Raw genomic sequence first — 26,743 nt, 5'->3', positions numbered from 1 at the left:
AAACTAATGATTTGCATTGTTTTCATGAAAAATTTCTAATTTCTTGTGAAATTTGATGTATAACACTTTGATTTTTCTTGCTCCTCCGTTATAATTTGTAAGGGAAATTTCACAAGTGTTCATGAGCCGATAAGTTTCGTGTTTAGTTGTGGTATTTTTAAACTAGATAAAGAAGGATGTTTTAATGTGTTAGAATTTGCAACGAAACTAGCGTCAATTATTTTGTTTGATATTGTCTTAAGTGGAGACAATGCTGTCGTTATTGCTTTAGCAACACGTGGTTTGGAAGAAAGTAAACGTAAAAATGCGATTATGATCGGAACAGCAGGCGCAATTATTTTACGAGTTATCCTAATGTTAATTGCTGTTCAATTATTAATGTTACCGTATGTGAAAATTGTTGGTAGTTTATTACTATTATATATTGCTTACGATTTACTAAAAACGGACACGGATGAAGATGCCCATATTAAAGAATCAGGTGGCTCTTATTTTTCAGCGATTCGTACGATCTTAATGGCTGACTTAGTTATGAGTTTAGATAACGTACTAGCAATTGCTGGGACAGCTGACGGGCACTTTGGTTTAGCAGTCATTGGTTTAGCTGTGAGTATCCCAATTATTATTTTTGGTAGTCAAGTTATCATTAAGTTGATGGATAAGTATCCGATTTTAATTTGGATTGGGGCAGCGATGATTGCTTATACAGCAGGAAAAATGTTTGTTGAAGATCATGCGATTGCAAAATTTGTTGATGGTTTAGTACCAAATATTAGCCATACACCAGCCGTACCATTAATTTTCGGTGCGATTTTAGTGTTAGGTAAATTATTGGTTAACCGTCTACAAGGATCAAACAAAACTGTTAATTCATAATTAAATCATTAAAAAGTCGTTCACGATGACTGTGAGCGACTTTTTTGTGCGCGTTAACGTGTATAATTAAAAGAGAAAAAATTAATAGAAATGAGGATTAACGATGACATTTGAAGAAGTATTACCGCAATTAAAGAAGGGTGCCAAGATTATTCGTAAAGGTTGGAGTGGTTTCGAGCTGTATGTCACACTAGTTGAAGGTGAAGTGTTTGATGGTTCACCCGTAACACCGTATTTTTTAATTAAAACAAGTGACGAAGGTTTCTCAAGTTTCGAGCCAACAGTCTGTGATATTTCAGCGGATGATTGTTGAATGAGAAATAGCTACTACGATTTAGCTAATCAAGTGGTGTTGGTAACGGGTGGCGCTTCAGGAATTGGTCTAGCACAGGCACGCGTGTTTTTGGAACAAGAGGCGTTTGTGTTTACTGTGGATTGTCAGCTAGGTGATATTCATCAGCATGAGATCTTAGAACAAGCTGTTGTGGCGTGCAAGAATCGTTTCGGAACGATTACGATTTTACTCAATACAGCCGGGATCTTAGATGATTATTTGCCGCTACATAAGACCGATGAAACACTGTGGGATAACATTTATGAAACAAATGTTAAAAGCACGTATCGTTTGACCAAATTAGTGTTACCGTCAATGTTGAAAAATAAGCGTGGCACAGTGATTAATATGCCCTCAATTGCCGGAATGATTGCTGGTGGTGGAGGCGTGGCTTATACAATGTCTAAACATGCGGTTGCGGGTTTCACGAAGCAGTTGGCACTTGATTATGCAGCGCAAGGCGTGAGTTTTAAAGGGATTGCGCCAGGTGCCATTAAGACAGCGATGACGCAAGCTGATTTCGAAGGTGATGGCCAAATGGCGGAGTGGGTGGCAGATGAAACGCCTGTCAAACGTTGGGCGAACCCAGAAGAAGTCACTGAATTAACTTTATTCTTGATAACACCGCAAGCGAGCTACTTACAAGGCGCGATTGTGCCGATTGATGGTGGCTGGTTATTAAAATAAAAATAGCAAAAAATGTTTTAAATAAGATTGTTTATTTAATAAAAAGGTGTATGCTATTAATTAGCGAATAAGATTCACACTACAACACTTCAGTCGGAAATTTTCCCATCCTTTGGTTGTAGTTATTACCAAGTTTAACTTGTAAAGGAGAACAAATTTAATATGGCTTATCAAAGAGAACAGGTACGTCGTCAATTCGACACCAAATCAATTGCAAAAATCGGACTAGTGACAGGGTTATACATTGTACTGACCCTCTTTCTATCGGTGATTAGTTTCGGAGTGCTCCAATTAAGGCTCTCTGAAATGTTTAATTTTTTATCGTTATACAACAAAAAATATGTGTTGGCGGTCACGCTAGGTGTGGCAATCGCCAATATGTTTTCGCCACTTGGGGTGATTGATGTAGTGGTTGGGAGTGTTTGTACCTTATGAAATCGATGAAAGTGAAATTAGTGGTAACAGCAGTTGTTTTTGCGATTTCAATGTTTACGGTCGCAGGACAACTAAAGATTATGTACCAAGCACCGTTTTTCATTAACTGGTTAGCGATTGGTTTAGGCGAGCTGTTTTTGATGAGCGTCGTGGCGTGTTAATTCACTGGCTATCGAAAAGAATTGATTTTACGAAATAATTAAAATAGAAAATAACAATAGATTGTTGAAATAAATGGGAAAATGATTAATAATACTGCGCATGAGCGGTGTTCTTTTTTTTGCGTTGACAATTGTTAGGTACCTATGTATACTACTGAGAGTAAACTTGAGGAAGGAGCGATTGAAAGATGGAGAATGAAAAAGTTGTAGAGTTGTTTTTTGAGGTTAATCGTTTGAATCGTCGTTTTGCTGAAAGAAAATACGGTAATTTAACACCGATGAGAGGGCAATATCGCTGCTTGTTAGCACTAGATAATCGTGGAAGCATGAGTCAAAAAGAACTAGCAGAAGTATTACAAATTCGTTCAACGTCAGCAGGAGAGCTGATTGCAAAGTTAGAACAAAAAGGCTATGTTTCAAAAACCACTTCACCACAAGATAAGCGTGTCAGTGTGATTGAATTAACAGAGCAAGGACGTCACGAAGCAAAACTAGTTTTACAAAAAAGAGTAGAGGCACATAAAGAAATGGTTGATATTCTTGATATAAAAGAAAAAAAACAGTTCTATCATATTTTATCTAAAATAGAACAGTACTATCTTGAGATGGAGGAAGAAAATATTGAGTAGTATAACATTGAGTGACAAAAGAAGGACGATGATTTTTATCAATATCGTGATAACGTGTATCGCGTTGACGATGTTGGCGACAGCGCTATCTACGGCTTTGCCGGCGATTGCTTCAGACTTATCTATTGATATGACGACAGGGCAATGGTTGACAAGTGGTTATTCTTTAGCGATGGGGATTGTGATGCCATTAACGGCATTCTTAATTACGCGCTTTCCTACAAAAAAATTATATGTGAGTGGGTTATTACTAGCACTAGTAGGATTGGTGCTATGTGCAACAGCTACTAATTTTCCAATGATGATGTTTGCTCGAGTGTTGCAAGCAACAGGTAATGGGATACTAACGTCGATGGCACAGGTTATTCTATTGACGATTTATCCGCCAGAAAAACGTGGGAGCATTATGGGATGGTACGGTTTATCATTGAGTGCGGCGCCAGTTGTCGCACCGACAATCGCCGGAATTATTGTTGATTTGTCGAATTGGCGTATGATTTTTTATGTGGTCATGGTGATCGTAGTTATTTCATTAATATGGGCATTGAAAGTGTTTGATAATGTGTTAGATGTTTCAGTTAAGAAATTTGATGTGGTGTCTTTCGTTTTAAGTGCTATTGGTTTTAGTGGTTTGACGTTAGGTATCGGCAATATAGGAACCTATTCATTCATGAGTTTCAATTCAGGCGGTATGTTATGTATTGGATTAGTTGCATTAATTATATTTGCGTTGCGTCAATTTAAATTAAGTCAACCGTTTTTAGATTTACGAGTATTTAAAAATAAGGAATACACCATGAGTGTCGTGGGGAGCATGTTACTTTATCTTGTGATGATGGGCTCAACGATGATTTTACCTTTATATATTCAGACCATATTAGGTAAGTCAGCCACCCTTTCTGGTTTAGTCGCTTTACCTGGTTCATTAGTGATGGCATTTATTAGTCCGATTGCTGGTAAGATGTATGATAAATTGGGGATGAAATTATTAACCATTGTGGGTGCACTATTTTTAACGTTCAGCAATTTAGGGATGTTCTTTATTAATGAACAAACTAGCGTGATAGTAGCAGGATTACTTAACGCGTTACGTTGTGCGGCGATTGGTTGCTTGATGATGCCGTTCGTAACATGGGGCTCAAGTAAAGTACCGCAACATTTAATGGCTCATGGGACAGCGTTATTGACGTCATTAAGAACGATTGCAGGAGCGATTGGTACCGCAATATTTGTTAGTTTAATGCATAATATTGCTAGCCATTCGCAAGTGGGTTCAACACTTGCTAATGAGATGCACGGATTGAACATGACATTCTTAATTATGAGCGGTATTTCAGTATTATTATTAGTTATCGGTTTGAGTATTAAAAAAGAGAGTCGTTAAAAATATTATAAAAAAGCGTGCGGAATTTTCGCACGCTTTTTTATAATATTTCTTGATACACTCGTTCGACATTTTGATAGAAAATTTTCTCGATTTCAGCGGTCGTAAAATCAGCTTGTGATAGACTATCAGCAATTTTATGAATGGAACGAATGTCTGCTAGTTCTTCGTTTATGGTAATCCCGTCAAAGTCAGAACCAAGCGCAATACAGTCAATACCCCCGACTTGTTTTAAATGTGTCGCATGACGCGCAATTGCTTCGCAAAGCGAGTGGGTTTCACCAGGGTTACGCAAGAAATTTTCATAATAATTAATGCCAATCACGCCTCCACGTTCACTGATGGCTTTAATTAAATCATTAGGTAAGTTGCGTGAATGGTAGGTAATCGCGCGTGCATTCGAGTGGCTCGCAACAAACGGTAAGTTCGTATGGGTCAAAATATCTTGGACTAACTGGTCGGAACCGTGTGACACATCAATTATCATACCGAGTTCATTCATACGTTGTACAATGTCAATCCCGGTCGAGGTTAAACCTTGTTGTCTTGGTGAGATGAGTCCAGTTTTAGCATCTACGAAGTCGCTGTTTGGATAACCTAATTCATTTTGGTAGTTCCACGTTAAGGTCAACATCCGTACGCCGCGTTGGTAAAATTCTTCTAAATAGTCAAGACGTCCCTGTAGTGGCGCACCTTCTTCCATTGTCAACAGACTGCTCATCTTGCCAGCTGATTGATTGTCTAAATAATCTTTATAAGTGAGAACCGGTCTTATTAAATCGTTATTTTTAGCTAGTTCGCTTTCGTACAAATCAATAAAGTGATGACAGGCTTGATAAGGATTGGGTGTATCTGCTTTATCTAAGTAAATGGCAAAGTTTTGGAGAGTGGTCCCACTTGCTTGCATTTTTTCTAAATCAATTTGTAAGGTATTGTGACGTAGGTTATTACCATCGGAGCCATCAATGCGTGTTATTGTATCACAATGTAAATCAATCGCCTTCATGAACATCATTCCTTTTAAGTTTTCCTTTTATAATACGCTTTTTGATAGTGGTTGTCTAAAGATAACTGTTCACCTAATAGAAATAGTTATTTGGAAATGTTTGAATATTAGCTTTTGGGTAGGTTATGTTATGATTATTTTAAGAATAGAATGAGATAGGAGGTGGCGTGATGCGTAAACAAATGCCAGAAGATTTTCAAGTGGTGTTTAGTGACCGTCGTGGACAGTTTGGAGCTGATCAAGGCCGTCCGTTGGCAATCTGGAAAGGTCAGAACGGTCAGTTGAAAGCTTGTATCGAGCAGCAGTTGGAAGCCTTATTTCGACAAGAACTAACATCAGAAGATATTCAGCGTTTCTTAACCGAAGTTCATCAAGAAGGATGTGGTTTTGCCGCTGCAACGACAATTATTATGCAAAAATATGAACAAAATCCGGCTCTTTATGAAGTTGCTTATGGTTTTCCTTACTTCAAAAACGGGCAACGCGTTGATTTTATATCGTTATTATTGGATTTTTACTTTACACAAAATAATTGGCATCATTTGCCACATACGTCTCTGCGTTTTAAGTTACGTCATCCAGGAATTAAAGCAGGGGACATACGGATGAATGTCTACCGTTATACTAAGGAGCATGGTGAACCGATTAAAGGTAAATGGTTATGGTGGTCAAGTTCTTATCAAATCCGCCAGGCGCTAAATCAAGGGAAGATTGTGACCATGACGAGTTATTTGACGCATATGCGGTTGATTTCACCGCGAGATGCTGTTTATCAAGATAAGAAAATTAATTTCCATACGGTGATGTTGGTCGGATTTAATGAAGAAACACAACGTTTTATCGTCAGTTCGTGGGGCGATTATTATGAATTGGACCGTTTACCATGGTTGTCATCGTTTTTTAGTTACTAAAAAAGCGTTAAACGCCCTTGAAGGTGTTTAACGCTTATATTCTTTAAATTAATCCTAATTGTTTCAATGCTTTGGCGATACCATCGTTATCATTGGTATCTGTTACCAGAGCAGCAATTTCTTTGATGCTGTCCTCAGCATTACCCATTGCGACACCTGTACCGACAGTTTGTAGCATTTCGAGATCGTTTAAGCCGTCACCAAAGGCAATCGTGTCTTCCTTTTTGAAACCAAATTGTTCAGCAACGTGCATAATGGTCGCAGCTTTTGAACCGTTATGAGGAATTACATCGACACTATTTGGGTGCCAGCGTACAAAACGGAATTCTGGGAAGTCCGCTTCAAAATGACCATCTAGTGAGTGATCAAAATAGGCTAAGACTTGATAAATGTCGTTTTTATGATAGAAATCTTCATCGTATTCAGGAATCTGTTGCCCAAACGACTGCATTGCCTCATCCATAATATCAGGTTTAAAGTTAGTGTTGCGTTTGATTTTATTTAAATTTAAGGCCGCCGTGTCAATGTTCATATCTTTAGTCAAATCGATAAAACGCTTTAATTCGGACGGATTTAAGATGTTTTTGTAGACTTGTTGGTTCTCAACAAAGGCACCCGCACCGTTACATAAAATATAGTGGTCAAAGCCTAATTCGTCGATGACTTCTTTGGCGAATAAATAACTACGTCCAGTCGCAATCGTTAACATATGTCCTTTTGCGCGCAATTCTTTTAGAGCCGCTAATGTGCTGTCCAATGGGCGTTTGTTGCTGTCTAAAATGGTGCCGTCAATATCGAAGGCAATTAATTTACGTGTCATAAAATTTGTGTCACTCACTTTCTAAAAGTCAATATCCACTACAGTGTATCATAGTTTTGATAATTGGTGGGTAATTTGTTGGAAGTTGTTTTTTTAAAAGGGTTATAAATGAAACGAACGATGAATTATGTTACAATTTAATAGAGAGTAACTATCATTAGTGTAAGAAAGGGTGAGTGTTATGAGCGAGAGAGAATCAAATGAACACGTAAAACCGATTGCAGCCGAGATGTTACCTAATTTAAGATTACGGATAACATTTAATAACGGCGAGGTGCGCTATTTGTCAAAATTTTCGACTGTCGAGTTGTTCATTCAACCGTTGGCTTATACGTGGATTGGTAACGAAATCGAAATATTAGAGGACGGTTCGATTAGGTTAAATGATCTTCATATTCCTTATCACGTTATCATGGAACAGAGCACGAGCTATTTAGCAGAGGAGAAATCGTAACGATAATTAATCAACAAATAAACGCTTACGGTGTGCTTAATAAAGTAGTTGACTTATTGTAAGCGTTTTGCTATTATAATGGTACAATAAAATAAATTGTCATAGATGGATAGTAATCTTAGGAGCTAGACCTAATGATAAATTAGTAAAACCCACTAATATTGTTTAGTGTGCGGTTTTATGAATTTATGATTAGGTCTTTTTTTAATTCAAATGGAGGAATGAACGTGAAAATTATCAAGATTTTAAATAACAATGCGGCAGTCTGTCAAACAGAAGATCATCAAGAGATTATTTGTTTTGGTAAAGGCATTGCGTTCCAACGTAAAGTTGGTGAAACGATTGAAGAAGCATTGATTGATAAGAAATTTTTACCTGATAATGCTGATTTTGTTGGGAAGTACCAACAAATCATTTCAGCGATACCTGATGACTATGTGACGTTAGCAGATAAAATTATTGATAATATCAAAGTGAAATTAGGCAAGCGTTTAAACGATAACTTATATATTTCACTTACAGATCATATTTTCGCGGCAGTTCAACGTTATCAAGAAGGGGTGTCGTTGACTAATACGATGTTATGGGATATTAAACGTTTCTATCCGACTGAATTCAAACTAGGTCAAGAATCATTAGCATTAATAGTGGACGAACTAGCGATTCGACTGCCTGAAGATGAGGCGGGCTTTATTGCGTTTCATATTGTTAATGCCGAATTAGATGAAGAGGTTGAGAATACTTACCAGATTACCAAAGTCATGACAGAAGTGCTAAATATTGTGAAGTATCATTTTAATGTCACTCTAGATGAAGACTCGGTTTATTATTACCGCTTTGTAACACATTTAAAATTTTTAGCACAACGGTTATTAAATGGTAGTACGCATCAAGATGGTGGGGAGGATCCGTTGTTTCAAACGATTAAAACAGCTTATCCTGCATCTTTCGATTGTTCGATGAAGGTGAATGACTTTTTAAATAAAAAATACCACCTAAATTTATCTGAAGAAGAGTTAAGTTATTTAACGATTCATTTAGACCGATTGATTTATAAAACAAAGTAATTTGTTTCATATAAAAATAGCAACAAGGAGGATGGTAAGGTTCACCCAGCAACACAATAGGATGGTGACATTAAGTTGGCCACACCGCTAGTAATTAACAACAATAATTAATTAAGCGGAGGAAATTATTATGGAGAAATATCAAAAATTAGCATCAGAAATTATCGAAAATGTTGGTGGAAAAGACAATATCTTAGGTTTGACGCACTGTGTGACACGCTTACGTTTTAAATTAAAAGATGAAAGCTTAGCCAATGATGAGTTCTTAAAAAATCATGATGAAATTGTTACTGTCTTAAAATCAGCGGGGCAATATCAGGTCGTGATTGGGAACCATGTGCCGGATGTATTCAAAGTAGTGAGTCAACAAGCCGGTTTATCAGATGACCGTTTAGCCGCATTAGATGATGACAAAAAAGACATGAGTTTATTCGCCAAGTTCTTCGATTTTCTTTCTGGTGTGATGATGCCGTCGTTAGGTATCTTATCAGCTTCAGGGATTATTAAAGGGTTGAATACGATTTTATCAGTAGCCGGTGTGTATTCAATGGAGAGTTCTTATTACATCTTAATTAACGCGATTGGCGATGCAATGTTCTACTTCTTCCCTGTTATTCTAGGTTACAACACGGCGCGCAAATTGAAAATGAACCCGTATTTAGGTTTAACGTTAGGAGCCATTTTATGTTACCCAGCGATTAATGGTGTCGATCTTAGTTTCTTTGGTTATAATGTAAACGCTACCTATACGTCGACTGTTCTACCAGTTATTTTATTAGTGGCTTTAGCAGCACCTTTCGAACGTTTCTTTAATAAGGTGTTACCGAGTGCGGTTAAGACGTTCATGACCCCAATGTTTGTGATGTTGATTTGTTTACCAATCGGTTTTGCATTATTAGGTCCGTTAGCTAACTTAGTTGGTTTGTATTTAGGTAAAGGTATCAATGCGGTGATTGCGGTTAGTCCAGTAGCAGCCGGTATTTTATTAGGTGGAATGTGGCAATTATTCGTAATGTTTGGGGTACACATGATGATTATCATGCCGTCAATTATGGGCTTAATGCAAGGGACTCCTGATTCAATGATGGCGATGATTTCATTAGTATCATTCGCACAACTAGGAATTGTTTTAGCTATTTGGATGAAGACAAAAAACAAAAAATTAAAAAATATTGCGCTACCAGCATGGATTTCAGCTATCTTCGGCGTAACCGAACCAGCAATTTACGGAGTTACTTTACCACGTCGTAAAATGTTTATTTACTCTTGTATCGTGGGTGCAATTAGTGGTGGTTTATTAGGCTTAATGGATGTTAAAGCATACACTATGGCAGGTCTTGGTATTTTCTCATTACCAGGGATGATTGATCCAAGTTCAGGTAATTTAAACAATTTATTAATAGCTGCAGGAATCATGGCTGTGACAACTGTTTTAGGTTTAGTAGGTGGTTACGTATTGTTTAAAGATGACAAGGAAGAAGTAACCACTGATGGAATTGAATCCGCAGTAGTATCAGAAACAATCGTGACACCAAAAGGTAATACTGAAATTTTAGTTAACCCAATTAAAGGTGAAATTGTCCAGCTTAAAGACGTTAAAGATGACGCGTTTGCTCAAGAAATTATGGGGAAAGGGATCGCAATTGAACCCGAAGAAGGTAAAGTATACTCACCGTGTGATGGGACAGTGATGACTGTTTTTCCAACCAAACATGCGATTGGCTTGATTTCTGATGAGGGCAGTGAGATTTTAATCCACTTAGGAATGGATACGGTGCAATTAAATGGTCAATATTTCGAAACACATGTTGAGAGTGGTCAAAAAGTTTCAAAAGGTGATTTATTAGTGTCGTTTGATTTAGAAGCAATTAAAGCAGCTGGATATTCAATGGTAACGCCGATTATTGTGACAAACACACGTGACTATGGTGCGATTTCACCAGTTTCTACAGACGGTGATATTGAAGTCGGAACCGATTTATTAAGTTTACAAGTTTAGTCGAAAACACATAAATAATAGCGGAGGTTAGCAAATGAATTTTCCAAAAGGTTTTTTCTGGGGTGGCGCAACAGCTGCCAACCAAGTCGAAGGGGCTTGGAACGTTGATGGTAAAGGAATGATTGAAACAGATATTTCAGCTTCAGGTGGGGTGGATAAGCACCGCGTGTTAACGTATCAATTACCCGATGGTCAAGTCGTTGAAGTACCAATGTTTGGCGTGAAGCCTGAAGGAGCAGTTCCTTACGTTGACCCAACAAGATATTATCCTAACCATGAAGCGATTGATTTTTATCATCACTACAAAGAAGATATTGCGTTGTTTGCAGAAATGGGATTCAAAATGTATCGCATGTCTATTTCCTGGACGCGTATTTTCCCAAATGGTATCGAAGAAGAACCAAATCAAGCGGGCTTAGAATTTTATCGAAATGTCTTTTTAGAATTAAAAAAATACAATATTGAACCGTTAGTAACCTTGTGGCACTTTGATACACCGTTACATTTAGAAACGGAAATAGGTGGTTGGATGAGTCGCGAAACGATTGATCACTTTGTCCGTTATGCTCAAACTGTGATGACGGAGTATCAAGAGTTAGTCAAGTATTGGATTACGTTTAACGAGATTAATAATCGTTTGTTCTTCTTAGAAATGTTGCCGGAATCGCAACGTCAACAAGCAGCGCAAGTCAGCATTCAAGAGTTACACCATCAATTTTTAGCAAGTGCTAAAGTCGTTAAATTAGCACGTGAGATTAATCCCGAGAATAAAATCGCGTGTATGATTAATGGTGTAACACCTTATCCGTTAACATCACGCCCGGAAGATGTATTGATGGCACAAGATGCGTTAAAACAAGGGATTTATTATTGTGGCGACGTACAAGTTCGCGGTAAATATCCAAGTTTTGCGAAACGCTTATGGGCGAAGTATGGTGTGACATTAGTGACTGAACCTGGTGATGATGAGATTTTATTAGACGGAAAAGTGGATATTTTCTCATTTTCTTACTACATGTCAATGTGCTTAACAACAGATAAAGAAGCCAAAACAGGACAAGGGAACTTCTCGTTTGGGGCATTAAATCCGTATATTGAGTACAGTAACTGGGGATGGGGAATTGATCCATCCGGCTTACGCTATATTTTAAATGAGCTTTATGGTCGTTATGAACTTCCATTAATGGTCGTTGAAAATGGTTTAGGACAAGACGATGTCTTAGAAGAAGACGGTAGTGTCCATGATCCGTACCGAATTGACTATATGAAAGGTCACGTAGAAGCGATGAGCGATGCGATTGGTGATGGCGTTGATCTGATTGCTTATACTTCTTGGGGCTGTATTGATTTGATCTCAGCCGGAACGGGTCAAATGTCGAAACGTTATGGCTTTATCTATGTTGATTTAGATGATGAGGGTAATGGAACACGCCAACGTTACCGCAAAGATAGTTTCTATTGGTATCAAACATTAATTGCGACTAACGCAGAAGAAATCTAAAAGTATGATGTTTATTTTATAAAAAAATACAGATAAACGGATTTTTTAAAACCATGTCTTATATGAAGACATGGTTTTTTAATTCTTTAAATTGTTTTTTTAAAAGATAGTAAAGGTTTTCACTATCTTTTATGAACATTTTTGATTAGAATAGGGGATAATGAAAAAAGTAACAATCAAAGGGGGATACATATGTTAGAGGTGAAACAACTCGTTAAAACATTTGGCGCGATGACGGCGGTAGACCATTTAAGTTTTACAATCCCGAAAGGTAAAATTTTAGGATTGATTGGTCAAAATGGTGCAGGGAAAACAACGACCTTTCGTTTAATTTTGAATTTTTTAAAAGCCAATGAAGGACAAGTTTTATGGGATGGTCAGCCATTAACTGAGAATGATTATAATATTATCGGTTATTTGCCTGAAGAACGAGGATTATATCCCAAAATTAGCATCGAGGAACAATTGATTTATTTTGCTCGTTTACGTGGCAAAACTAAAAAAGAAATTGAACCTAAGATTGATGAATGGATGGAAAAGTTTCAAGTTAAAGGTAAGCGTACGGATAAAGTGAAGACGCTATCGAAAGGTAATCAGCAAAAAGTCCAATTAATTGCGACCTTAATTCATGAACCTAAATTAATTATTTTAGATGAACCATTCAGTGGGTTAGATCCAGTAAATGCTGAACTGTTGAAAAATGGGATTATCGAATTAAAAGATAAAGGGGCGTGTGTGATTTTCTCAAGTCATAATATGGAGAACGTCGAAAAAATTTGTGACCATTTGATTATGCTTCGTAATGGTCAAACCGTACTTAATGGCGAAGTGCACGAGATTCGTCAAAGTTTTGGTCGGACTAAATTATTAATTAACTCACCATTACCACTTGAACAATTACAAGCGATTGACGGTGTGTTATCGACGCATCAGCAAGTAGATGGGACAATTGAAGCTGCGTTGCGCGATGAAGAAGTTGGTCAAGAGATTTTTAAACAAGCAGCGGCGTATGGCTATATGCCAGTGTTTAACCAATACCCACCAACCTTAGAGGATATTTTTAAAATGAAAGTAGGTGAGACGCATGAATAAATTATGGATTATTGCGCTTGAAACCTATAAACGTAATATTAAAACTCCGACTTTTTTCGTGATGATTTTGGCACCGTTTCTGATGATAGGGATTAGCTTATTAGGTGGTGTGATTGGCAGTAAATTCGAGGAAACATCGAAAATTGCAGTTATTGCAGAAGATACTACACTACGTGCCGGTTTCTCTGATCAAATTTCGTTAGAGGTGGATGATTCAGTTGATACGGAAGAAAAAGCAAAAAAAGCCTTAGAAAATGAAGAAATCGACGGCTTTTTGGTGATTCGTAGCAGCGAACAGGAGCCTGAACTTTCGGGGGAATACTTCGGTGAATCTTCTTTAAGTCAATCGGATCAACAAGAGGTGCAGCAAGTCTTGAGTATGATGCAGCTAGGAAGAGTTTCACAATCACTTGGTTTATCAACAGCAGATGTCCAAAAATTAAATCAACTAGCGACACTAGCTGTGAAGACTGTTGAGTTTGATGATGGTAATATGACAGATAAACAAGACAATAAAGTTGCTCAAATTTTCGGATCAATGTTCATTGCTTTAGCGATGTATATTATTATTTTAATGTATGCACAGGTGGTTGCGACAGAAGTTGCTTCGGAAAAAGGGACACGTATTATGGAAATAATTCTATCGAGTACATCCGCTGCTAAACATTTTTACGGCAAGATTTTGGGGATTTTCTTAGTGATTTTAACGCAAGTGGTGATTTATTTTGGCTTAGGTGTTGGAGGCTATTTATTTGCTAAAAAGACTGATTTTGTACAAGACATGTTAGCTGAAGTGTCAATTAAAGAAATGTTAGGTGGCTTAATTGGCTACAATTTGCTTTATTTATTACTAGGCGTCGTCATTTATACGGTATTAGCGGCACTATGTGGTTCGCTTGTTTCAAAATCTGAAGATGCTGGGAAAGCTGTTGCGCCCGTTACGTACTTAACGATGATTGGCTTTTTCTTAACGATGTTCTTAGGCATGAATGACCCACAACATATCTTGATGAAAATAACGTCATTTATTCCATTTTTATCATCGTTTACGATGCCATCACGTATTGCTAGCCAAACGGTCAGTACACCTGAAATTTTTATTTCACTAGTAGTTTTATTGGTGACAACGATCATTTTATTGAGAGTTGCAGCCAAAATTTACCGTTCAACAGCTCTTGTATATAGTGATACTGGTATGTGGCAGTCGCTTAAAAAATCAATTTCTTTAATGAAAAGTGAAGAATAATGAGGATTAAAAAGGTGTGGACGCAAGTGCCACACCTTTTTAAAGTAATAAAGGGATACATCTTTAGGCTGATGTGTTTTTATTGGGGATAACGTATAATTTAATTATTAAATAATGGAGGTAATTTCAAATGAATAATTCGAAAAAATCAGGGTTGATTGCGTTAATTGTTATGGCATTAATTGCAGTGTATGGTGTTGTAACATACAATGGTTTCATTTCAAGAGAAGCTAAAGTTGACAATCAGTGGGCTAATGTTGAATCAAAATTACAACGTCGCTATGATTTAATTCCTAATCTAGTAAATTCTGTAAAAGCTAGTATGACTCAAGAAAAAGAAGTATTTAATAGTATTACCGAAGCGCGTGAAAATATGGCAGGTGCTAATGGTGCAGCAGAAGTTTCTGAAGCAAGTGCTGAGTTAGAAGGTGCATTGTCTCGTTTGTTAGTTGTGATGGAAAATTACCCTGAACTAAAATCAAGTGACAATGTTAAAAACTTGATGACCCAATTAGAAGGGACAGAAAACCGAATTTCGGTAGAACGTGATCGCTACAACGAAGCAGTAAAAGGCTACAATGTGGCATTGAAACAATTTCCTAAATCAATGATTGCTAAAATGATGGGTCTTGAACAGGAAGCTTACTTTGAAGCAGATAAAGCAGCTGCTGAAGTACCGTCCGTTAATTTTGATGAGTAATGCCTATGGTTTATAGGGGGAGGTGAGTCATGTGCTAACGAAGATGAAAAAATCTCGTTTATTGTGGTTAGCTCTCGGATGGTTGTTATGGCTGATGCCATTGACAACGTTAGCTGATAGTGACAATATTTTCGTCGAAGATAATGCTAGTATTTTGAATGCTGAACAAAAAGCTAGTATTAAAGAAATGAACGAGGTGACGTTTAAGCAACTGGAAGGGACACCACAATACGCGGTTGTGACGTTACCTAACTTAGATGATGCAGATTCTATTGAAGACTATGCTGTTCATAAGTTTGAGCAGTTAGGTGTTGGACAGCGTGATTTAGATAATGGTTTTTTATTCGTGATTGCAATTGAGGACCATGAGTATCGTTTAGAAGTTGGGTATGGAGTGGAAGATGTCATAACCGATAGTATGAAGGATGAAATTGTGGATGGTCAGGCAACAGAACTACTACAAGATGAACAATACGGCGAGGCTGTCATGCGGATTTCAAAAAACGTTGAGAAGGTGGTCGTGGAGCGTTACGGCAATTATGAAGCGTCAAAACAGGCAGTAATTGCTGAAAAAGAACAGCAAGCTGCGATGTATCGAGGTTTAGGTTGGTTCGCAGCTGGACTCCTTTCATTAACAACTCTGGGCGGAGTATTATATAAATTGAAGTTATGGCGGTTAACCAAAAAAATTAGCCAACAATTAATTGATCAAAAGGTTCGCGGTTATCAATTTAAGCCGGTTAGACAATTTGCTAGTCTGACAGTGTCTAATAGCCAACAATCCGTTAACTTTGCAGAGCAATACGCTAAAAAAAGTCTGCGTGAGCATCGTTCGTTAGATAGTTTAGCGCCAGTTTTAGCGGAGGATTTAGTTGAAGATGCGGTCATTCAGTACCAACAAACACATCGTGATAATAATCATTACGAGGTGGCTATTTATTTAGAAGGTGAGTCGTTTATCAATTTAAAAGCGACGTTAGTCGAAGAGTTTTCACGCTTTGCACGTCCGTTAACGGCTAATCCGTATGTGTTCGGTGAGTATGGGCAATATGTCGCGGATTATGTCGAACAGCGGACAGTTGAGCATGCGCGTTTAATGGCCATTTCTGATTTGAATAAGCAGACCGTTGAAACGGTTAGTGAACGTTATGCTGCACATACGGGCTTGCTGAACGGAAGTGCATTAGATAATGACTTATTAATTGCGTTAATGGTTTATCGTTTATTAGAAGGTCATAATTTAGCGGACGAGCAACTAGTTGCCCAACTTGATTTAAGTGAACAAAGTCTAGCAGGTGCTAGCCGTTATGCTGAACAAAAGCGTAAAAAAATTGCTAAAGATAAACGTCGCACGGCGTTAGATGATTTATCGCATATGACGTTAGGGGATTATTATTTACAATCACTCATTTGGTCTAACTATGCAAGTTCATCGTCATCCAGTGGTGGCTTTGGCGGAGGTGGCTCATTTGGTGGTGGTGCATCAGGCGGAGGCGGATTCTCTGGCGGATGGTAAAAAAATAGTATTAGATAAAAAAAGCTAGGACCGTTTGTCCTAGCTTTTTTGCATTTTATAAGTGATTAATGAATGTTCCCCATCATTTGTTTGATAGGTTTACGTACTGAGTAAAGAATGATCGCAGCAACAACTGCCACTGCCCCAATAATACCGAAGTAAGCTGACTCAGTTGCTGGTGTGTAGAAACGAGCGATTTGTGCGTTGATTGCTTGAGATGACGCATCTGCTAATAACCAAATCGCTAATGTTTGTGCTTCGAACGCTTTTGGCGCTAATTTAGTAGTAACAGATAATCCAACGGGTGATAGACATAATTCACCTAGTACCATAATGAAGAAACTTAATAGTAACCACATTGGACTAACGCGTGTATCTGTTCCAAATAACATACCTGGGAACATTAATAAAATAAATGATAAACCGGCAAATAGCAAACCAAATGAGAATTTAACCACTGTTGATGGTTGACGTTTTCCTAATTTAGTCCATAGACCAACGAAAACAGGAGTTAAACCTACAACGAAAATTGGGTTTAAGGTTTGATACCAACTAGCTGGGACATTAAAGCCACCTAGCGTTGATTTCGTACGCTCATCTGCGAATAAAGCTAAAATAGATGACCCTTGTTCTTGTAATGACCAGAAAATAATACCTGAAATAAATAATGGAATATAAGCTAATAAACGTTTGCGTTCTTCACTTGTTACATCTTTTGAACGTAACATACGTGTGAAGTAAATAATTGGTAAACAAATACCTAAAATACTAATAAAGTTAACGAAGAAATCAATCGTTAAAGCATTTGCGAAGAAAGCAACTACAAAAATAGCGATGACAGCTAAACCAACTAAACCAAATGTTTTAATTAATTTAGATTTTTCTTCAGCAGTAATAGGGTTGGTTGCTTTATCTCCTGACGTACCTAATGTTTTCTTACCTTGGAAGTGATACATTAATAATCCGAAGAACATCCCAATGGCCGCGATTGAGAAACCTAAATGATAATTATACTCTTGACCTAATGTTCCGACGATAATTGGCGCTAATAAAGCACCGATGTTAATTCCCATATAGAAAATTGAGAAACCAGCGTCACGACGGACATCTTCTTTAGAATATAGAAGCCCAACCATGTTTGATACATTGGCTTTTAACATTCCAGTACCGATAACGATGAATAACATTGATAAGAACAATGTGCTGACACCAAATGGCAATGATAACACGATATGACCAATCATAATCGCAACGCCACCTAAGAACACGGCTTTTTTCGATCCTAGTAAACGGTCAGATATCCAACCACCGACAATACTTGACATGAAAACTAAAGAACCATAAATTGACATAATTGCTAAAGCAGTTGATTTTTCTAATCCTAAACCGCCGTTAGCGACTGTATCGTACATATAATAAAGTAAAATTGCACGCATACCATAGTAACTAAATCTTTCCCACATTTCGGTAAAGAACAACGTAGCCAAACCAAGTGGTTGACCTAAAAATGTTTTTTCTTTTGAAGCCATTGAATAAAAAACCTACTTTCAATCAAAAAATTTATAAATACAAAAGATATAATACTCCATAAATGAAAAAATGAAAATAAAAAAGTCGGTTTCATTAGAAAATGATGTGGAAACCGCTTCATACGATTATCAAATAATTATGCTATTGTCATTAAGAAATAATTCTGTTTACTTTATACGATTTGTGTTAAAATAAACGCGTATTAAAACAGAGTAGAAGACAGAGCGTTAAGTGCTTGGAGGATGGGATGTTGCCTCCGGGACGAAGGGGAGACCCGCGATTTTGTTTTCGCATTCGCTGCATAGTTGTATATTTATGCGGCTGCTCTAGAAAGGAGTGGCAAGATATGAAAAGAAAAATTGGTGCCAAAGAAATCGCTTTGATGGGGTTATTAATTGCTATGCAAATTATTTTAACTCGTCAATTTGTGGTCCAAACTGAGTTCTTTCGTATTAGCTTTAGTTTTATCGCAGTTATTTTAATGGGGTGGTTATTCGGCCCGCTATTTGCTGCAGTGGGGAATGGTCTAGCTGATTTATTCGGCTTTGTGTTACGACCAGTCGGCATGTTTTTCCCAGGCTATACGTTAACAGCAGTTGTGGAAGGTTTAATTTATGGCTTGTTTTTCTACAACAAAAAGATGACGCTAACGCGCAATATCATCGGTAATTTGGTCGGTTCAATCGCCTCAACAAGTTTGAATACGGTGTGGTTATGGATGACAATGGGCAAAGAGTCAACGATTGCTTACTTACCAGGTCGACTTTTGACTGCGTTAGTTTTGTTAGTCGTTAAAATCTTGGTCGTAGAACTAATCGCCAAAAGAAAAATGCTAACGCGTTTAGTCACAAAATAATGGACTAAAGACGCGTTTATCATCGTGATAATGTGATCAAAAGGCTTGATAATTCAAGCCTTTTTCGTTAAGATTAGGAAGTGAAAGTCAAATTTTCAAATTGAAAGGGACTGATGAATGTGTCTTCAGAAACAATGGAGCAAGCCTTTCAACTATTGAATGCGAGCATTAGTAAGATGCAACAAGCGTTAGAGACATCTTTTTTTGAAAGTTATATCGAAACGGTTGAGAATATCTTAGATAATCAGCGAGTAAGAGTGGTTGATGGTGCACCTACTGCGGAAGTTGTTAAAGAACTAGAAGAACTGTATCAACAGTTCAGTTCATTAGAATTAACGCAATCAGAACAGAGAAATGCTTTACAACTTGTGCTACTTAATGGCTTACAACATGAACCTGTCCAACCTAACCACCAATTAACGCCGGATGCGTTAGGATTTTTATTTAGTTATTTAGGGGAGCAACTTTTACAGACTAAAAAGTCGCAACCTGTCCAATTATTGGATTTAACAGTCGGAACGGGCAATTTGTTGTATACGGTTTTGCTTTATTTAAAGGAAGCAGGTTATCAAGTGAGTGCAACGGGAATTGATGTTGATGATACACTCTTAACGATTGCCTCATTAAATAGTGCATTGTTAAAAGAAGATGTGACGTTTTTCCATCAAGATAGTATCCAAAATTTACTAGTATCACCTGCAGATTTAGTTATTAGTGATTTGCCAATCGGTTATTATCCGCATGACGAACGAGTAGAAGGGTTCACAGTGAAAGCTGCGGAAGGTCATACCTACGCTCATCACTTATTAATGGAACAAAGCATGAATTACGCGACACCAGACGGTTTTGGTATTTTCTTAGTTCCAGAAGATTTCTTAGTCGCTGATCAAGCGCCTGAGCTAAAAAAATGGTTGCAAGAAAAAGTCCATCTGTCAGCCGTTGTTGGCTTGCCAGAAACCTTGTTCCAATCAGCAAGCTCACGTAAGTCGATTATTATCGTCCAAAACCGAGGAGAGCAAGTTACACCACCTAAGGAAGTATTAATTGCGAGAATTCCATCGTTGAAAGATCCGCAAGCTATCCAAGGGTTCTTTACAGAATTTGCTAAGTGGCAAAAAAATAATTTATAACCAACTATAAGGGAGAGTTACCATGTCAAAAACAATTGCAATCAATGCTGGAAGTTCAAGTTTAAAATGGCAATTATTCGAAATGCCAGAAGAAACAGTTATCGCTAAAGGTTTAGTAGAAAGAATCGGTTTAAATGATTCAATCTTCGCTATTTCATACGGAGAAGATCAAAAATTTGAACAAATTTTAGATTTAGCTAACCATGACGAAGCCGTTAACTTATTATTAGAAAAAATGATTGAATTAAACATCATCGCATCATTTGATGAAATCGAAGGTGCTGGTCACCGTGTCGTTGCTGGTGGAGAACACTTCAAAGAATCAGCATTAATCGATGATGAAGCATTAAAATTAATCGAAGACTTAGCAGAATTTGCGCCATTACATAATCCGGCAGAAGCAAAAGTTATCCGCGTATTCCAAAATATTTTACCAAACGCTGTAAACGTTGCGGTATTCGATACATCATTCCATACAACAATGCCTAAAGAAAATTACTTATACAGCATTCCAATGGAGTACTACAACAAACATAAAGCTCGTAAATATGGTGCTCACGGAACTAGCCACCGTTACGTTTCAGAACGCGCTGCTGCTTTATTAGGTAAACCAATCGAAGAAACTAAAATCATCACATGTCACTTAGGTAATGGTGGTTCAATTACAGCCGTTGAAGGTGGTAAATCAATCGATACGTCAATGGGCTTCACACCACTTGCTGGTATTACAATGGGAACTCGTTCAGGTGACATCGATGCATCTGTTTTACCATATATTATGGAAAAAGAAGGCATCACTGATATCAAAGAAATGGTTGACATCTTAAACAAAAAATCTGGTTTATTAGGTCTTTCAGGCGTATCAAGCGATATGCGTGAAGTGGAAGAAGCACGTACTGAAGATTCAGAAATGGCGATTCGTGTGTTTAATACTCGTATCCAAAAATACATTGGTAGCTACATTGCGTTAATGAACGGTGTTGATGCGATTGTCTTCACTGCTGGTATCGGTGAGAACTCAATCACTCGTCGTCGTGACATCATGTCAGGTTTAACTTGGTTTGGTTGCACATTAGACGAAGAGAAAAACAACATCCGCGGTGTTGAACGTGAAATTTCTACAGACGATTCAACAGTGAAAGTATTCTTAATCCCAACAGATGAAGAAGTAATGATCGCGCGCGACGTTGAAGCATTAAAAAATAAATAATTAACATTTTGACACTCTGCTGTTCAATCAGCAGAGTGTTTTTGTATACAAAAAAGACGCATCCTTATCAGAAAAAGGATGCGACTATGAGTTGTTTAGTCAGTGATAGTTGCTTGTTCATTCGTCGCTTCGTTTTCACGGAACTTCGTAATGAAATATTTTAAAATAATTGGTGCTAAGATCGTGGTAATGATGATAACTAGAACCAAACTTGCATAAATTTCATCATTAATAAAGGCTTTTTCAAGTCCTAAACTAATTAAAATTAAGGCCATTTCGCCACGGGATACAAGGCTAGCCCCTACAATCGAACTGCTTAAATGATCGAATTTCTCGTATTTTCCTCCCAGATATCCCCCAACGAATTTCGTGATAACAGCTAGGATGCTGAACACGATAATCAACCACAGATTTTTGGAAATGTTCGTTAGCGATAAATTCAGACCAATACTGACAAAGAAAATTGGAGCGAACAGTGACAAGGTGGTACTGGTGATTTTCATTTCGACAAGATGAGCAAATTTAGTGCGTGAAATCAAGATACCAGCAAAGAAGGCGCCGATAATGTCTGACATGCCGATGTATTCAGCTAAGAAACTCAATAAGAACGCCAACATTAGTGAAAAGGCCACATTTTTTTCAGGTACTTTTGTTTGTTTCAATAATTTCAAACAGATTGGCATAATAAAGCGATCAATTGCCAGGACAATCGCGAAGAATAGAATATTCTTCAATAATAACGGAACGATATCAATCAATGTCGTATCGGGATTGACCATATTCAAGATGAAGTTTAGGAAAATGACGACAATCACATCGTCCAAGACAGCGGCTCCGATAATAATTGAGCCTTCTTTGGTTTTGATAAAATGAAGTTCTTTTAACACTTGGATGGTGATACTTAATGAGGTGGCACCAAAAATTAAGCCGATAAATAATGAGGTTTCATCTGAGAAGTTAAAAATTCTCGAAACCAGAAAGAAACTTAAAAAAGGTACGACAACACCAAGTAATCCAGTAACAAGCGACGGCTTGAAGTGTTTTCTTAAGATTTTTAAATCACTTTCCACTCCTGCTAAAAACATCAATAACACGACCCCGATATGCGAGAACAACTCAATCGAGTGATCATTTTGAATGACATTTAAAACAGAGGGTCCAACCAGTATTCCGACTAATAAGCTGCCGACAACCGAGGGTAAACCGAGCTTTATGGCAAAGGTATCCGCTACTTTCGTCAGCAAAATAATCAGTGCGAGGGTTAATAAAATATTCATAATTCACTTCCTTAATCTATTTTTCAGCTTAAAATAAGCGGTAAGTAAAATGAGAAAAAACTCTCCTTTTACACCCGTTATTTTAACGCTATATATTAAATGTAATCGGTATAAAAATAAAACACAATGTTTATGCTTATAGTGATTTTTTTGAAAAACTCAGACCTTAGCATGATGGTTTTATTGCCAGATAATCGTACAATATTGTTAATAAATTATATAAGGAGTGACGTGACATGATTATTACAACAACTAATGAAGTCTCAGGAAAAGAAATTGCAAGCTATGAAGGGATTGTATTCGGTGAAGTAATTACCGGGATTAACATTTTTAAAGATTTTGGGGCGAGCTTACGAAATGTGTTTGGTGGTCGTTCACAAGGATATGAAGATGAGTTGATGAGTGCGCGTGAAGAAGCCTTAGCTGAAATGAGTCAACGCGCAAGCAGCCGTGGAGCAGATGCGATTATCGGGATGAAGATGGATTATGAAGTATTGGGAACGGATAATGGTATGTTGATGGTAACATGTAGTGGAACAGCGGTTAAATTGGCGTAATCTAAACAAGTGTAGCGTTTTACATTTAGTTGGAATTCCCTTATACTTAGATAGTAAATTAAAGTGATAGGGGATAGAAAAATGAACGTAGCAAAATTAATTGATCACACAGCATTAAAAGCGAATACTACTGAGGCGGATATTAAAAAATTAATCGCTGAAGCTAAAGAATATGGTTTCTTTTCAGTATGTATTAATCCAACTTGGATCAAGTTAGCAGCAGAAGAATTAAAAGATAGCGACGTTAAAGTTTGTACGGTAATTGGTTTCCCATTAGGGGCAAATGCTTCAGCTGTTAAAGCATTCGAAACAACACAGGCCATTGCTGATGGTGCTGATGAAGTTGACATGGTTATCAATGTGGGTGCTTTAAAATCAGGTCAATACGATGTTGTATTAAATGACATTAAAGCGGTAGTTGATGCGGCGGCTGGAAAAGCGCTAGTTAAAGTTATCATCGAAACAGCATTATTAACAGACGAAGAAAAAGTCAAAGTTTCTGAATTAGCGGTTGAAGCAGGTGCTGATTTTGTTAAAACATCAACTGGTTTTTCAACTGGTGGGGCAACAGCTGCTGATGTTAAATTAATGAAAGACACTGTCGGTGATAACGCTCAAGTCAAAGCTTCAGGTGGCATCCACTCATTAGCTGATGTTGAAGCTATGGTTGAAGCAGGCGCAACACGTATCGGTGCAAGTGCTGGTATTGCAATTGTTTCAGGTGTTCAAAGCGAGCAATCAGGATACTAAAAATAGTAAATAATAGTAAGAGGCTGTGACAAAAGTTAGTGTTATTAGTCTAAAATAATAAATCCGAAACGGACGAAAAGTGTTATTTTTCGTTTGTTTCGGATTTTTTCTAAGAAAGGGATTAACGTTTTAGTATCTGTTGGATTTTGGTAAACATCATAGCCTACGATAAATTACTTGCTCGTAGCAATTTGCAAATTATAAGCTGGCTTAAGCTGACCATTTTTCATCTGATCTTCTTTTACTCTCATGAAAGTGGCATCGTGATCGGTTTTTTAATAGCTGTTTCGTTTCCCGAAAGTCTTAAATTGCTTTTGATGTTCTAGCCTTTTAGCTCGACGTGCAGCTAATTTTCTTTTAGTTGCTTTTAAAGAACGACGTTCTTGTTTTGCAGGGTTAGGTGAAAGTTTTGGTTCTGCTTCGATTTGTTTTTCTAATTCTTCTAATCTTAATTCTAAACGAGTCAGAACTTCATCAACCATATCTAAAGATAGATTAGAGCCATCTGGTATATGAGACGACGAATAAGCCTCTTTTAATTCATTCATTAAAGAGACAGTTGCTTCTCGATTCATCGCATCGAAACGAATCGTATTTTTCTTCCAAACAAAACTAAATTTATTAGCATCAGCTAAAATTTTAGTTTCATCAATAAAAATGGCATCATCAATCATGTTTTGTTGACGTACTGTGTGCGTTACTCCACTTTCCCAAACGAATTTTCTGAATCGGCTTCGCTGGACCTGTCCCTTTAGCTTGGTTCGTAGTTTGTCCTCTGCAATTTTAAAAAGTTCCCAAGCCACGAAAAAAATGAACAGAGCAATGTTGAAATCGGACTTTGGTATATAACCGCTGAACGGCCTCTGCCATCCTCTTTAAACCATCCGTGATGAAAAGGCGGATGGTTTTTATACTATATTCCTGGAGATTCATCAAAATCTCCTCCCAAATCGTGATGGATTCAGTCGGTACAAACGTATAGCTAGTTCAACTCGAATGCCAGCTGCGATATGAATGGCTTCCTTGGCGACGGTTTTCCGTTTTAAAGGGATATAGGTTGCGTCCATATAAATATAGCGGCATAACGGTCATGAAGTGTCCACCTCTGAAACGACGTGACTTTCTCCGTAAATTATTTTGTCATATTGACATCGTCCTTGAGTTGAGAAGGGTAAATAGACTCTTTCGTTTAATCTTTAGGCCTTCCAAACCGAATTATTTGAAAGATTTTATATCCAACGGGGCAGCCAGGTCTTCTTGCACAACTTTTAATTTTAATTCTTTACTGTACTTTTTCAAGTGTCTATTCTAGGTGGGGCCTATGATAGTTGTCATTTGCTCTTTTTTTTGTCTTGATGCGGTGTAGTATCTAAATACTTTTTGTAGTTACGGATTAGGGTATTAACATCAGAGAAACCTACTTTGAGGGCTAGTTCGCTCAGATTAAAATCATCATTCTGAACCAACATTCGCGCTACCTGCACGCGGAAACGATTCAGTAGTTCTTTAAACCCCATATTCAACTTATCTTGTAAGAGCTTATTGATTTTATCACTTGAAAAATTCGTGTGCCTCATTACGCTTTCAAGGTCCAATTGGGTACAACAATTCTCTAAAATGTAGATAATAACGTCCCAACTATCATTAAATCCGATCATCTGCTTGTTTACTTTCAAGCTTTGCCGATACTGGGTTGGTGTCAATCCGTGAACTTTTTTAAACTGTTTATAGAAATTGGCATTGGAAGAATAGCCACAGATAGAGGCGATTTTTTGAACAGTAAGATCGGGGAACTGTAACAAGGCAGTCGCATTTCGAATTCTCACTTGATTCAACAATTGAATGAAATTCATTCCGGTTAGTTGATTTAATGAAGTACGAACTTCCTCTGTAGTCAGTGCCAGAGCATGTGCGACCCGCTCCACTGTCAGTTCATCTTGATGATAAAGCTGTAAATATTCCAGACTCCGCCAACCGTTTGCCGGTTCAGTTTTGTGATATGGATTCATTTTAATCGTTTGAAATAAGTAAGAAATGTAAGACGTTAACGAAATATGCAATGTTTCAAAATGCTTATTATTTTGATTTTTTTCATAAATGACTTCATCGCAAAAGAAACGCAACTTTCTTTGTTTACGAGCATTCAATGAAATAATCGGAACCGTATAATCCATATGTGTCAAAGCTGATAGATAATTATCTTCATTTACCGAAGACAACAATAAGAGACCAATCGAAAAACGGATGCGAAAACACTCCACAGACTGATTATCTGCGAGTATCAACTGATGAACATGATACGGTAATAAGTGAATTAAATCGCCCTCCTTAATCGCAAATAACTGCCCGTTGATGGCAATTTCACCTTTGCCACCAACGATAAAAATAAATTCTACCTCATTATAAAAATGCGGCGTTTGTGTAGCTTGAATATGCTGATAGGTGAGTGACAAATCTTGTGGTTTGAAGTTTTCTGAAAAATAGTGACTGCCGACAAACGGGTAATTTTTTACCATAATATTCTCCTTAAAGTGAAAAGTTAACGGAAAAACGATGATTTTTTTGGTTTCGTATCCATTATACTTTATATGTGAACAAAATAACAAGCTATCAAA

Annotated in this window: 25 protein-coding genes, 3 pseudogenes and 1 riboswitch; of the genes and pseudogenes, 20 read left to right on the top strand and 8 right to left on the bottom strand. The window is 37.4% G+C overall.

Translation table 11 applies throughout. The annotated features are described in order from the left end of the window. Positions 1-186 precede the first annotated feature (186 nt). From FA707_RS09745 to FA707_RS09720, 6 genes and pseudogenes are all read left to right on the top strand, one after another. Positions 187-876, top strand: a complete 690-nt coding sequence (locus FA707_RS09745) for a TerC family protein (protein ID WP_136954015.1) — start codon at positions 187-189, stop codon at positions 874-876. Between the two features lie 103 nt (positions 877-979). Further along, the gene (locus FA707_RS09740; protein WP_136954014.1) at positions 980-1,189 is read left to right on the top strand and encodes a DUF2829 domain-containing protein; all 210 of its coding nucleotides are present in this window, start codon (positions 980-982) and stop codon (positions 1,187-1,189) included. After that, the gene (locus tag FA707_RS09735) at positions 1,190-1,897 is read left to right on the top strand and encodes a 3-oxoacyl-ACP reductase (protein ID WP_136954013.1); all 708 of its coding nucleotides are present in this window, start codon (positions 1,190-1,192) and stop codon (positions 1,895-1,897) included. A gap of 162 nt (positions 1,898-2,059) precedes the next feature. Further along, positions 2,060-2,531 (top strand): annotated as a pseudogene (locus FA707_RS09730) (QueT transporter family protein). 150 nt (positions 2,532-2,681) lie between these two features. Beyond that, complete coding sequence (locus FA707_RS09725) at positions 2,682-3,122, top strand: MarR family winged helix-turn-helix transcriptional regulator (protein WP_136954012.1); 441 nt, start codon at positions 2,682-2,684, stop codon at positions 3,120-3,122. Beyond that, positions 3,112-4,506 carry an MDR family MFS transporter gene (locus FA707_RS09720; protein ID WP_425471321.1) on the top strand — a complete coding sequence of 465 codons (1,395 nt, stop codon included), beginning with the start codon at positions 3,112-3,114 and terminating at the stop codon, positions 4,504-4,506. Before FA707_RS09725 ends, FA707_RS09720 begins: the two co-directional genes overlap by 11 nt. A 40-nt stretch (positions 4,507-4,546) precedes the next feature. Here the strand turns inward: FA707_RS09720 and FA707_RS09715 are convergent, their stop codons facing one another. Continuing rightward, positions 4,547-5,521 (bottom strand): dipeptidase, encoded by a 975-nt coding sequence (locus tag FA707_RS09715; protein WP_246032320.1) that lies wholly within the window; start codon positions 5,519-5,521, stop codon positions 4,547-4,549. Positions 5,522-5,682: 161 nt separating this feature from the next. Here FA707_RS09715 and FA707_RS09710 point away from each other — a divergent pair, with 161 nt between their 5' ends. Beyond that, positions 5,683-6,423: a hypothetical protein gene (locus FA707_RS09710; RefSeq protein ID WP_136954010.1), complete on the top strand. Its 741-nt coding sequence runs from the start codon at positions 5,683-5,685 to the stop codon at positions 6,421-6,423. Positions 6,424-6,466: 43 nt separating this feature from the next. Here the strand turns inward: FA707_RS09710 and FA707_RS09705 are convergent, their stop codons facing one another. Then, positions 6,467-7,243: a Cof-type HAD-IIB family hydrolase gene (locus tag FA707_RS09705; protein ID WP_136954009.1), complete on the bottom strand. Its 777-nt coding sequence runs from the start codon at positions 7,241-7,243 to the stop codon at positions 6,467-6,469. Between the two features lie 181 nt (positions 7,244-7,424). Here FA707_RS09705 and FA707_RS09700 point away from each other — a divergent pair, with 181 nt between their 5' ends. The 8 genes from FA707_RS09700 to FA707_RS10490 all read left to right on the top strand — a co-directional run bounded on the left by FA707_RS09700 (position 7,425) and on the right by FA707_RS10490 (position 16,818). Then, positions 7,425-7,697, top strand: a complete 273-nt coding sequence (locus FA707_RS09700; protein WP_136954008.1) for a hypothetical protein — start codon at positions 7,425-7,427, stop codon at positions 7,695-7,697. Positions 7,698-7,924: 227 nt separating this feature from the next. Then, on the top strand, positions 7,925-8,764 hold the full coding sequence (licT, locus tag FA707_RS09695) for a BglG family transcription antiterminator LicT (RefSeq protein ID WP_136954007.1): 840 nt from the start codon (positions 7,925-7,927) through the stop codon (positions 8,762-8,764). Between the two features lie 130 nt (positions 8,765-8,894). Continuing rightward, positions 8,895-10,763, top strand: a complete 1,869-nt coding sequence (locus FA707_RS09690; RefSeq protein WP_136954006.1) for a beta-glucoside-specific PTS transporter subunit IIABC — start codon at positions 8,895-8,897, stop codon at positions 10,761-10,763. Between the two features lie 34 nt (positions 10,764-10,797). Then, positions 10,798-12,264, top strand: coding sequence for a glycoside hydrolase family 1 protein (locus tag FA707_RS09685; RefSeq protein ID WP_136954005.1), 1,467 nt, complete (start codon positions 10,798-10,800; stop codon positions 12,262-12,264). Between the two features lie 192 nt (positions 12,265-12,456). Further along, positions 12,457-13,356 (top strand): ABC transporter ATP-binding protein, encoded by a 900-nt coding sequence (locus FA707_RS09680; RefSeq protein ID WP_136954004.1) that lies wholly within the window; start codon positions 12,457-12,459, stop codon positions 13,354-13,356. Further along, the gene (locus FA707_RS09675) at positions 13,349-14,602 is read left to right on the top strand and encodes an ABC transporter permease (RefSeq protein WP_136954003.1); all 1,254 of its coding nucleotides are present in this window, start codon (positions 13,349-13,351) and stop codon (positions 14,600-14,602) included. The genes FA707_RS09680 and FA707_RS09675 overlap by 8 nt, the downstream gene beginning before the upstream one ends. Positions 14,603-14,732: 130 nt before the next feature. Continuing rightward, a complete protein-coding gene (locus FA707_RS09670) occupies positions 14,733-15,302 on the top strand; it encodes a LemA family protein (protein ID WP_136954002.1) in 570 nt (189 codons plus the stop codon). Between the two features lie 31 nt (positions 15,303-15,333). Continuing rightward, positions 15,334-16,818: a TPM domain-containing protein gene (locus tag FA707_RS10490; protein WP_168177397.1), complete on the top strand. Its 1,485-nt coding sequence runs from the start codon at positions 15,334-15,336 to the stop codon at positions 16,816-16,818. A gap of 65 nt (positions 16,819-16,883) precedes the next feature. On the opposite strand, the gene FA707_RS09660 is transcribed toward FA707_RS10490, so the two are convergent. Then, the gene (locus FA707_RS09660; RefSeq protein WP_136954001.1) at positions 16,884-18,347 is read right to left on the bottom strand and encodes a peptide MFS transporter; all 1,464 of its coding nucleotides are present in this window, start codon (positions 18,345-18,347) and stop codon (positions 16,884-16,886) included. A gap of 207 nt (positions 18,348-18,554) precedes the next feature. Beyond that, positions 18,555-18,650: riboswitch (THF riboswitch) on the top strand. Between the two features lie 44 nt (positions 18,651-18,694). Here FA707_RS09660 and FA707_RS09655 point away from each other — a divergent pair. From FA707_RS09655 to FA707_RS09645, 3 genes are all read left to right on the top strand, one after another. Then, positions 18,695-19,204 (top strand): folate family ECF transporter S component, encoded by a 510-nt coding sequence (locus FA707_RS09655; protein WP_168177396.1) that lies wholly within the window; start codon positions 18,695-18,697, stop codon positions 19,202-19,204. A gap of 113 nt (positions 19,205-19,317) precedes the next feature. Further along, the gene (locus tag FA707_RS09650) at positions 19,318-20,334 is read left to right on the top strand and encodes a class I SAM-dependent methyltransferase (protein WP_154299906.1); all 1,017 of its coding nucleotides are present in this window, start codon (positions 19,318-19,320) and stop codon (positions 20,332-20,334) included. Positions 20,335-20,356: 22 nt separating this feature from the next. Next, positions 20,357-21,544, top strand: a complete 1,188-nt coding sequence (locus tag FA707_RS09645; RefSeq protein WP_136953998.1) for an acetate/propionate family kinase — start codon at positions 20,357-20,359, stop codon at positions 21,542-21,544. 95 nt (positions 21,545-21,639) lie between these two features. Here FA707_RS09645 and FA707_RS09640 read toward each other — a convergent pair whose 3' ends face one another. Further along, complete coding sequence (locus FA707_RS09640) at positions 21,640-22,821, bottom strand: cation:proton antiporter (RefSeq protein ID WP_136953997.1); 1,182 nt, start codon at positions 22,819-22,821, stop codon at positions 21,640-21,642. Positions 22,822-23,057: 236 nt separating this feature from the next. Here FA707_RS09640 and FA707_RS09635 point away from each other — a divergent pair, with 236 nt between their 5' ends. Together FA707_RS09635 and deoC are read left to right on the top strand one after the other, a co-directional pair. Further along, positions 23,058-23,378, top strand: coding sequence for a putative heavy metal-binding protein (locus FA707_RS09635; RefSeq protein ID WP_136953996.1), 321 nt, complete (start codon positions 23,058-23,060; stop codon positions 23,376-23,378). A gap of 81 nt (positions 23,379-23,459) precedes the next feature. Further along, positions 23,460-24,128, top strand: a complete 669-nt coding sequence (gene deoC / locus FA707_RS09630) for a deoxyribose-phosphate aldolase (RefSeq protein WP_136953995.1) — start codon at positions 23,460-23,462, stop codon at positions 24,126-24,128. 98 nt (positions 24,129-24,226) lie between these two features. Here the strand turns inward: deoC and FA707_RS10635 are convergent. The 4 genes and pseudogenes from FA707_RS10635 to FA707_RS09615 form a co-directional block, all read right to left on the bottom strand. Then, positions 24,227-24,421: pseudogene (locus FA707_RS10635) on the bottom strand (transposase); the annotation flags it as partial. Continuing rightward, positions 24,404-24,802 (bottom strand): hypothetical protein, encoded by a 399-nt coding sequence (locus FA707_RS09625; RefSeq protein WP_154299905.1) that lies wholly within the window; start codon positions 24,800-24,802, stop codon positions 24,404-24,406. The pseudogene FA707_RS10635 and the gene FA707_RS09625, both read right to left, overlap by 18 nt. Positions 24,803-24,923: 121 nt before the next feature. Further along, positions 24,924-25,260 (bottom strand): annotated as a pseudogene (locus FA707_RS09620) (transposase); the annotation flags it as partial. 199 nt (positions 25,261-25,459) lie between these two features. Further along, entirely contained in the window at positions 25,460-26,644 is a 1,185-nt protein-coding gene (locus FA707_RS09615) for a helix-turn-helix transcriptional regulator (RefSeq protein WP_136953993.1), read from the bottom strand. Positions 26,645-26,743 lie beyond the last annotated feature (99 nt).

This window comes from Vagococcus zengguangii (assembly GCF_005145005.1).
Classification (GTDB): Bacteria; Bacillota; Bacilli; order Lactobacillales; family Vagococcaceae; genus Vagococcus_A; species Vagococcus_A zengguangii.
The sequence above is the reverse complement of the archived record's forward strand: the minus strand, read 5'-3'. Positions and strand labels throughout refer to the sequence as shown.

What these genes read in the sequence shown, in the direction of transcription:
- FA707_RS09725 (WP_136954012.1), top strand. Translation starts at nt 2,682, where the DNA reads ATGGAGAATGAAAAAGTTGTAGAGTTGTTTTTTGAGGTTAATCGTTTG.
- FA707_RS09740 (WP_136954014.1), top strand. Translation starts at nt 980, where the DNA reads ATGACATTTGAAGAAGTATTACCGCAATTAAAGAAGGGTGCCAAGATT.
- FA707_RS09640 (WP_136953997.1), bottom strand. Translation starts at nt 22,821, where the DNA reads ATGAATATTTTATTAACCCTCGCACTGATTATTTTGCTGACGAAAGTA.
- FA707_RS09685 (WP_136954005.1), top strand. Translation starts at nt 10,798, where the DNA reads ATGAATTTTCCAAAAGGTTTTTTCTGGGGTGGCGCAACAGCTGCCAAC.
- FA707_RS09660 (WP_136954001.1), bottom strand. Translation starts at nt 18,347, where the DNA reads ATGGCTTCAAAAGAAAAAACATTTTTAGGTCAACCACTTGGTTTGGCT.
- FA707_RS09625 (WP_154299905.1), bottom strand. Translation starts at nt 24,802, where the DNA reads ATGATTGATGATGCCATTTTTATTGATGAAACTAAAATTTTAGCTGAT.
- FA707_RS09705 (WP_136954009.1), bottom strand. Translation starts at nt 7,243, where the DNA reads ATGACACGTAAATTAATTGCCTTCGATATTGACGGCACCATTTTAGAC.
- FA707_RS09690 (WP_136954006.1), top strand. Translation starts at nt 8,895, where the DNA reads ATGGAGAAATATCAAAAATTAGCATCAGAAATTATCGAAAATGTTGGT.
- FA707_RS09615 (WP_136953993.1), bottom strand. Translation starts at nt 26,644, where the DNA reads ATGGTAAAAAATTACCCGTTTGTCGGCAGTCACTATTTTTCAGAAAAC.
- FA707_RS09680 (WP_136954004.1), top strand. Translation starts at nt 12,457, where the DNA reads ATGTTAGAGGTGAAACAACTCGTTAAAACATTTGGCGCGATGACGGCG.
- FA707_RS09655 (WP_168177396.1), top strand. Translation starts at nt 18,695, where the DNA reads ATGAAAAGAAAAATTGGTGCCAAAGAAATCGCTTTGATGGGGTTATTA.
- FA707_RS09670 (WP_136954002.1), top strand. Translation starts at nt 14,733, where the DNA reads ATGAATAATTCGAAAAAATCAGGGTTGATTGCGTTAATTGTTATGGCA.
- FA707_RS09735 (WP_136954013.1), top strand. Translation starts at nt 1,190, where the DNA reads ATGAGAAATAGCTACTACGATTTAGCTAATCAAGTGGTGTTGGTAACG.
- FA707_RS09675 (WP_136954003.1), top strand. Translation starts at nt 13,349, where the DNA reads ATGAATAAATTATGGATTATTGCGCTTGAAACCTATAAACGTAATATT.
- FA707_RS09700 (WP_136954008.1), top strand. Translation starts at nt 7,425, where the DNA reads ATGAGCGAGAGAGAATCAAATGAACACGTAAAACCGATTGCAGCCGAG.
- FA707_RS09635 (WP_136953996.1), top strand. Translation starts at nt 23,058, where the DNA reads ATGATTATTACAACAACTAATGAAGTCTCAGGAAAAGAAATTGCAAGC.
- deoC (WP_136953995.1), top strand. Translation starts at nt 23,460, where the DNA reads ATGAACGTAGCAAAATTAATTGATCACACAGCATTAAAAGCGAATACT.
- FA707_RS09645 (WP_136953998.1), top strand. Translation starts at nt 20,357, where the DNA reads ATGTCAAAAACAATTGCAATCAATGCTGGAAGTTCAAGTTTAAAATGG.
- FA707_RS09650 (WP_154299906.1), top strand. Translation starts at nt 19,318, where the DNA reads ATGAATGTGTCTTCAGAAACAATGGAGCAAGCCTTTCAACTATTGAAT.
- FA707_RS09710 (WP_136954010.1), top strand. Translation starts at nt 5,683, where the DNA reads ATGCGTAAACAAATGCCAGAAGATTTTCAAGTGGTGTTTAGTGACCGT.
- FA707_RS09715 (WP_246032320.1), bottom strand. Translation starts at nt 5,521, where the DNA reads ATGATGTTCATGAAGGCGATTGATTTACATTGTGATACAATAACACGC.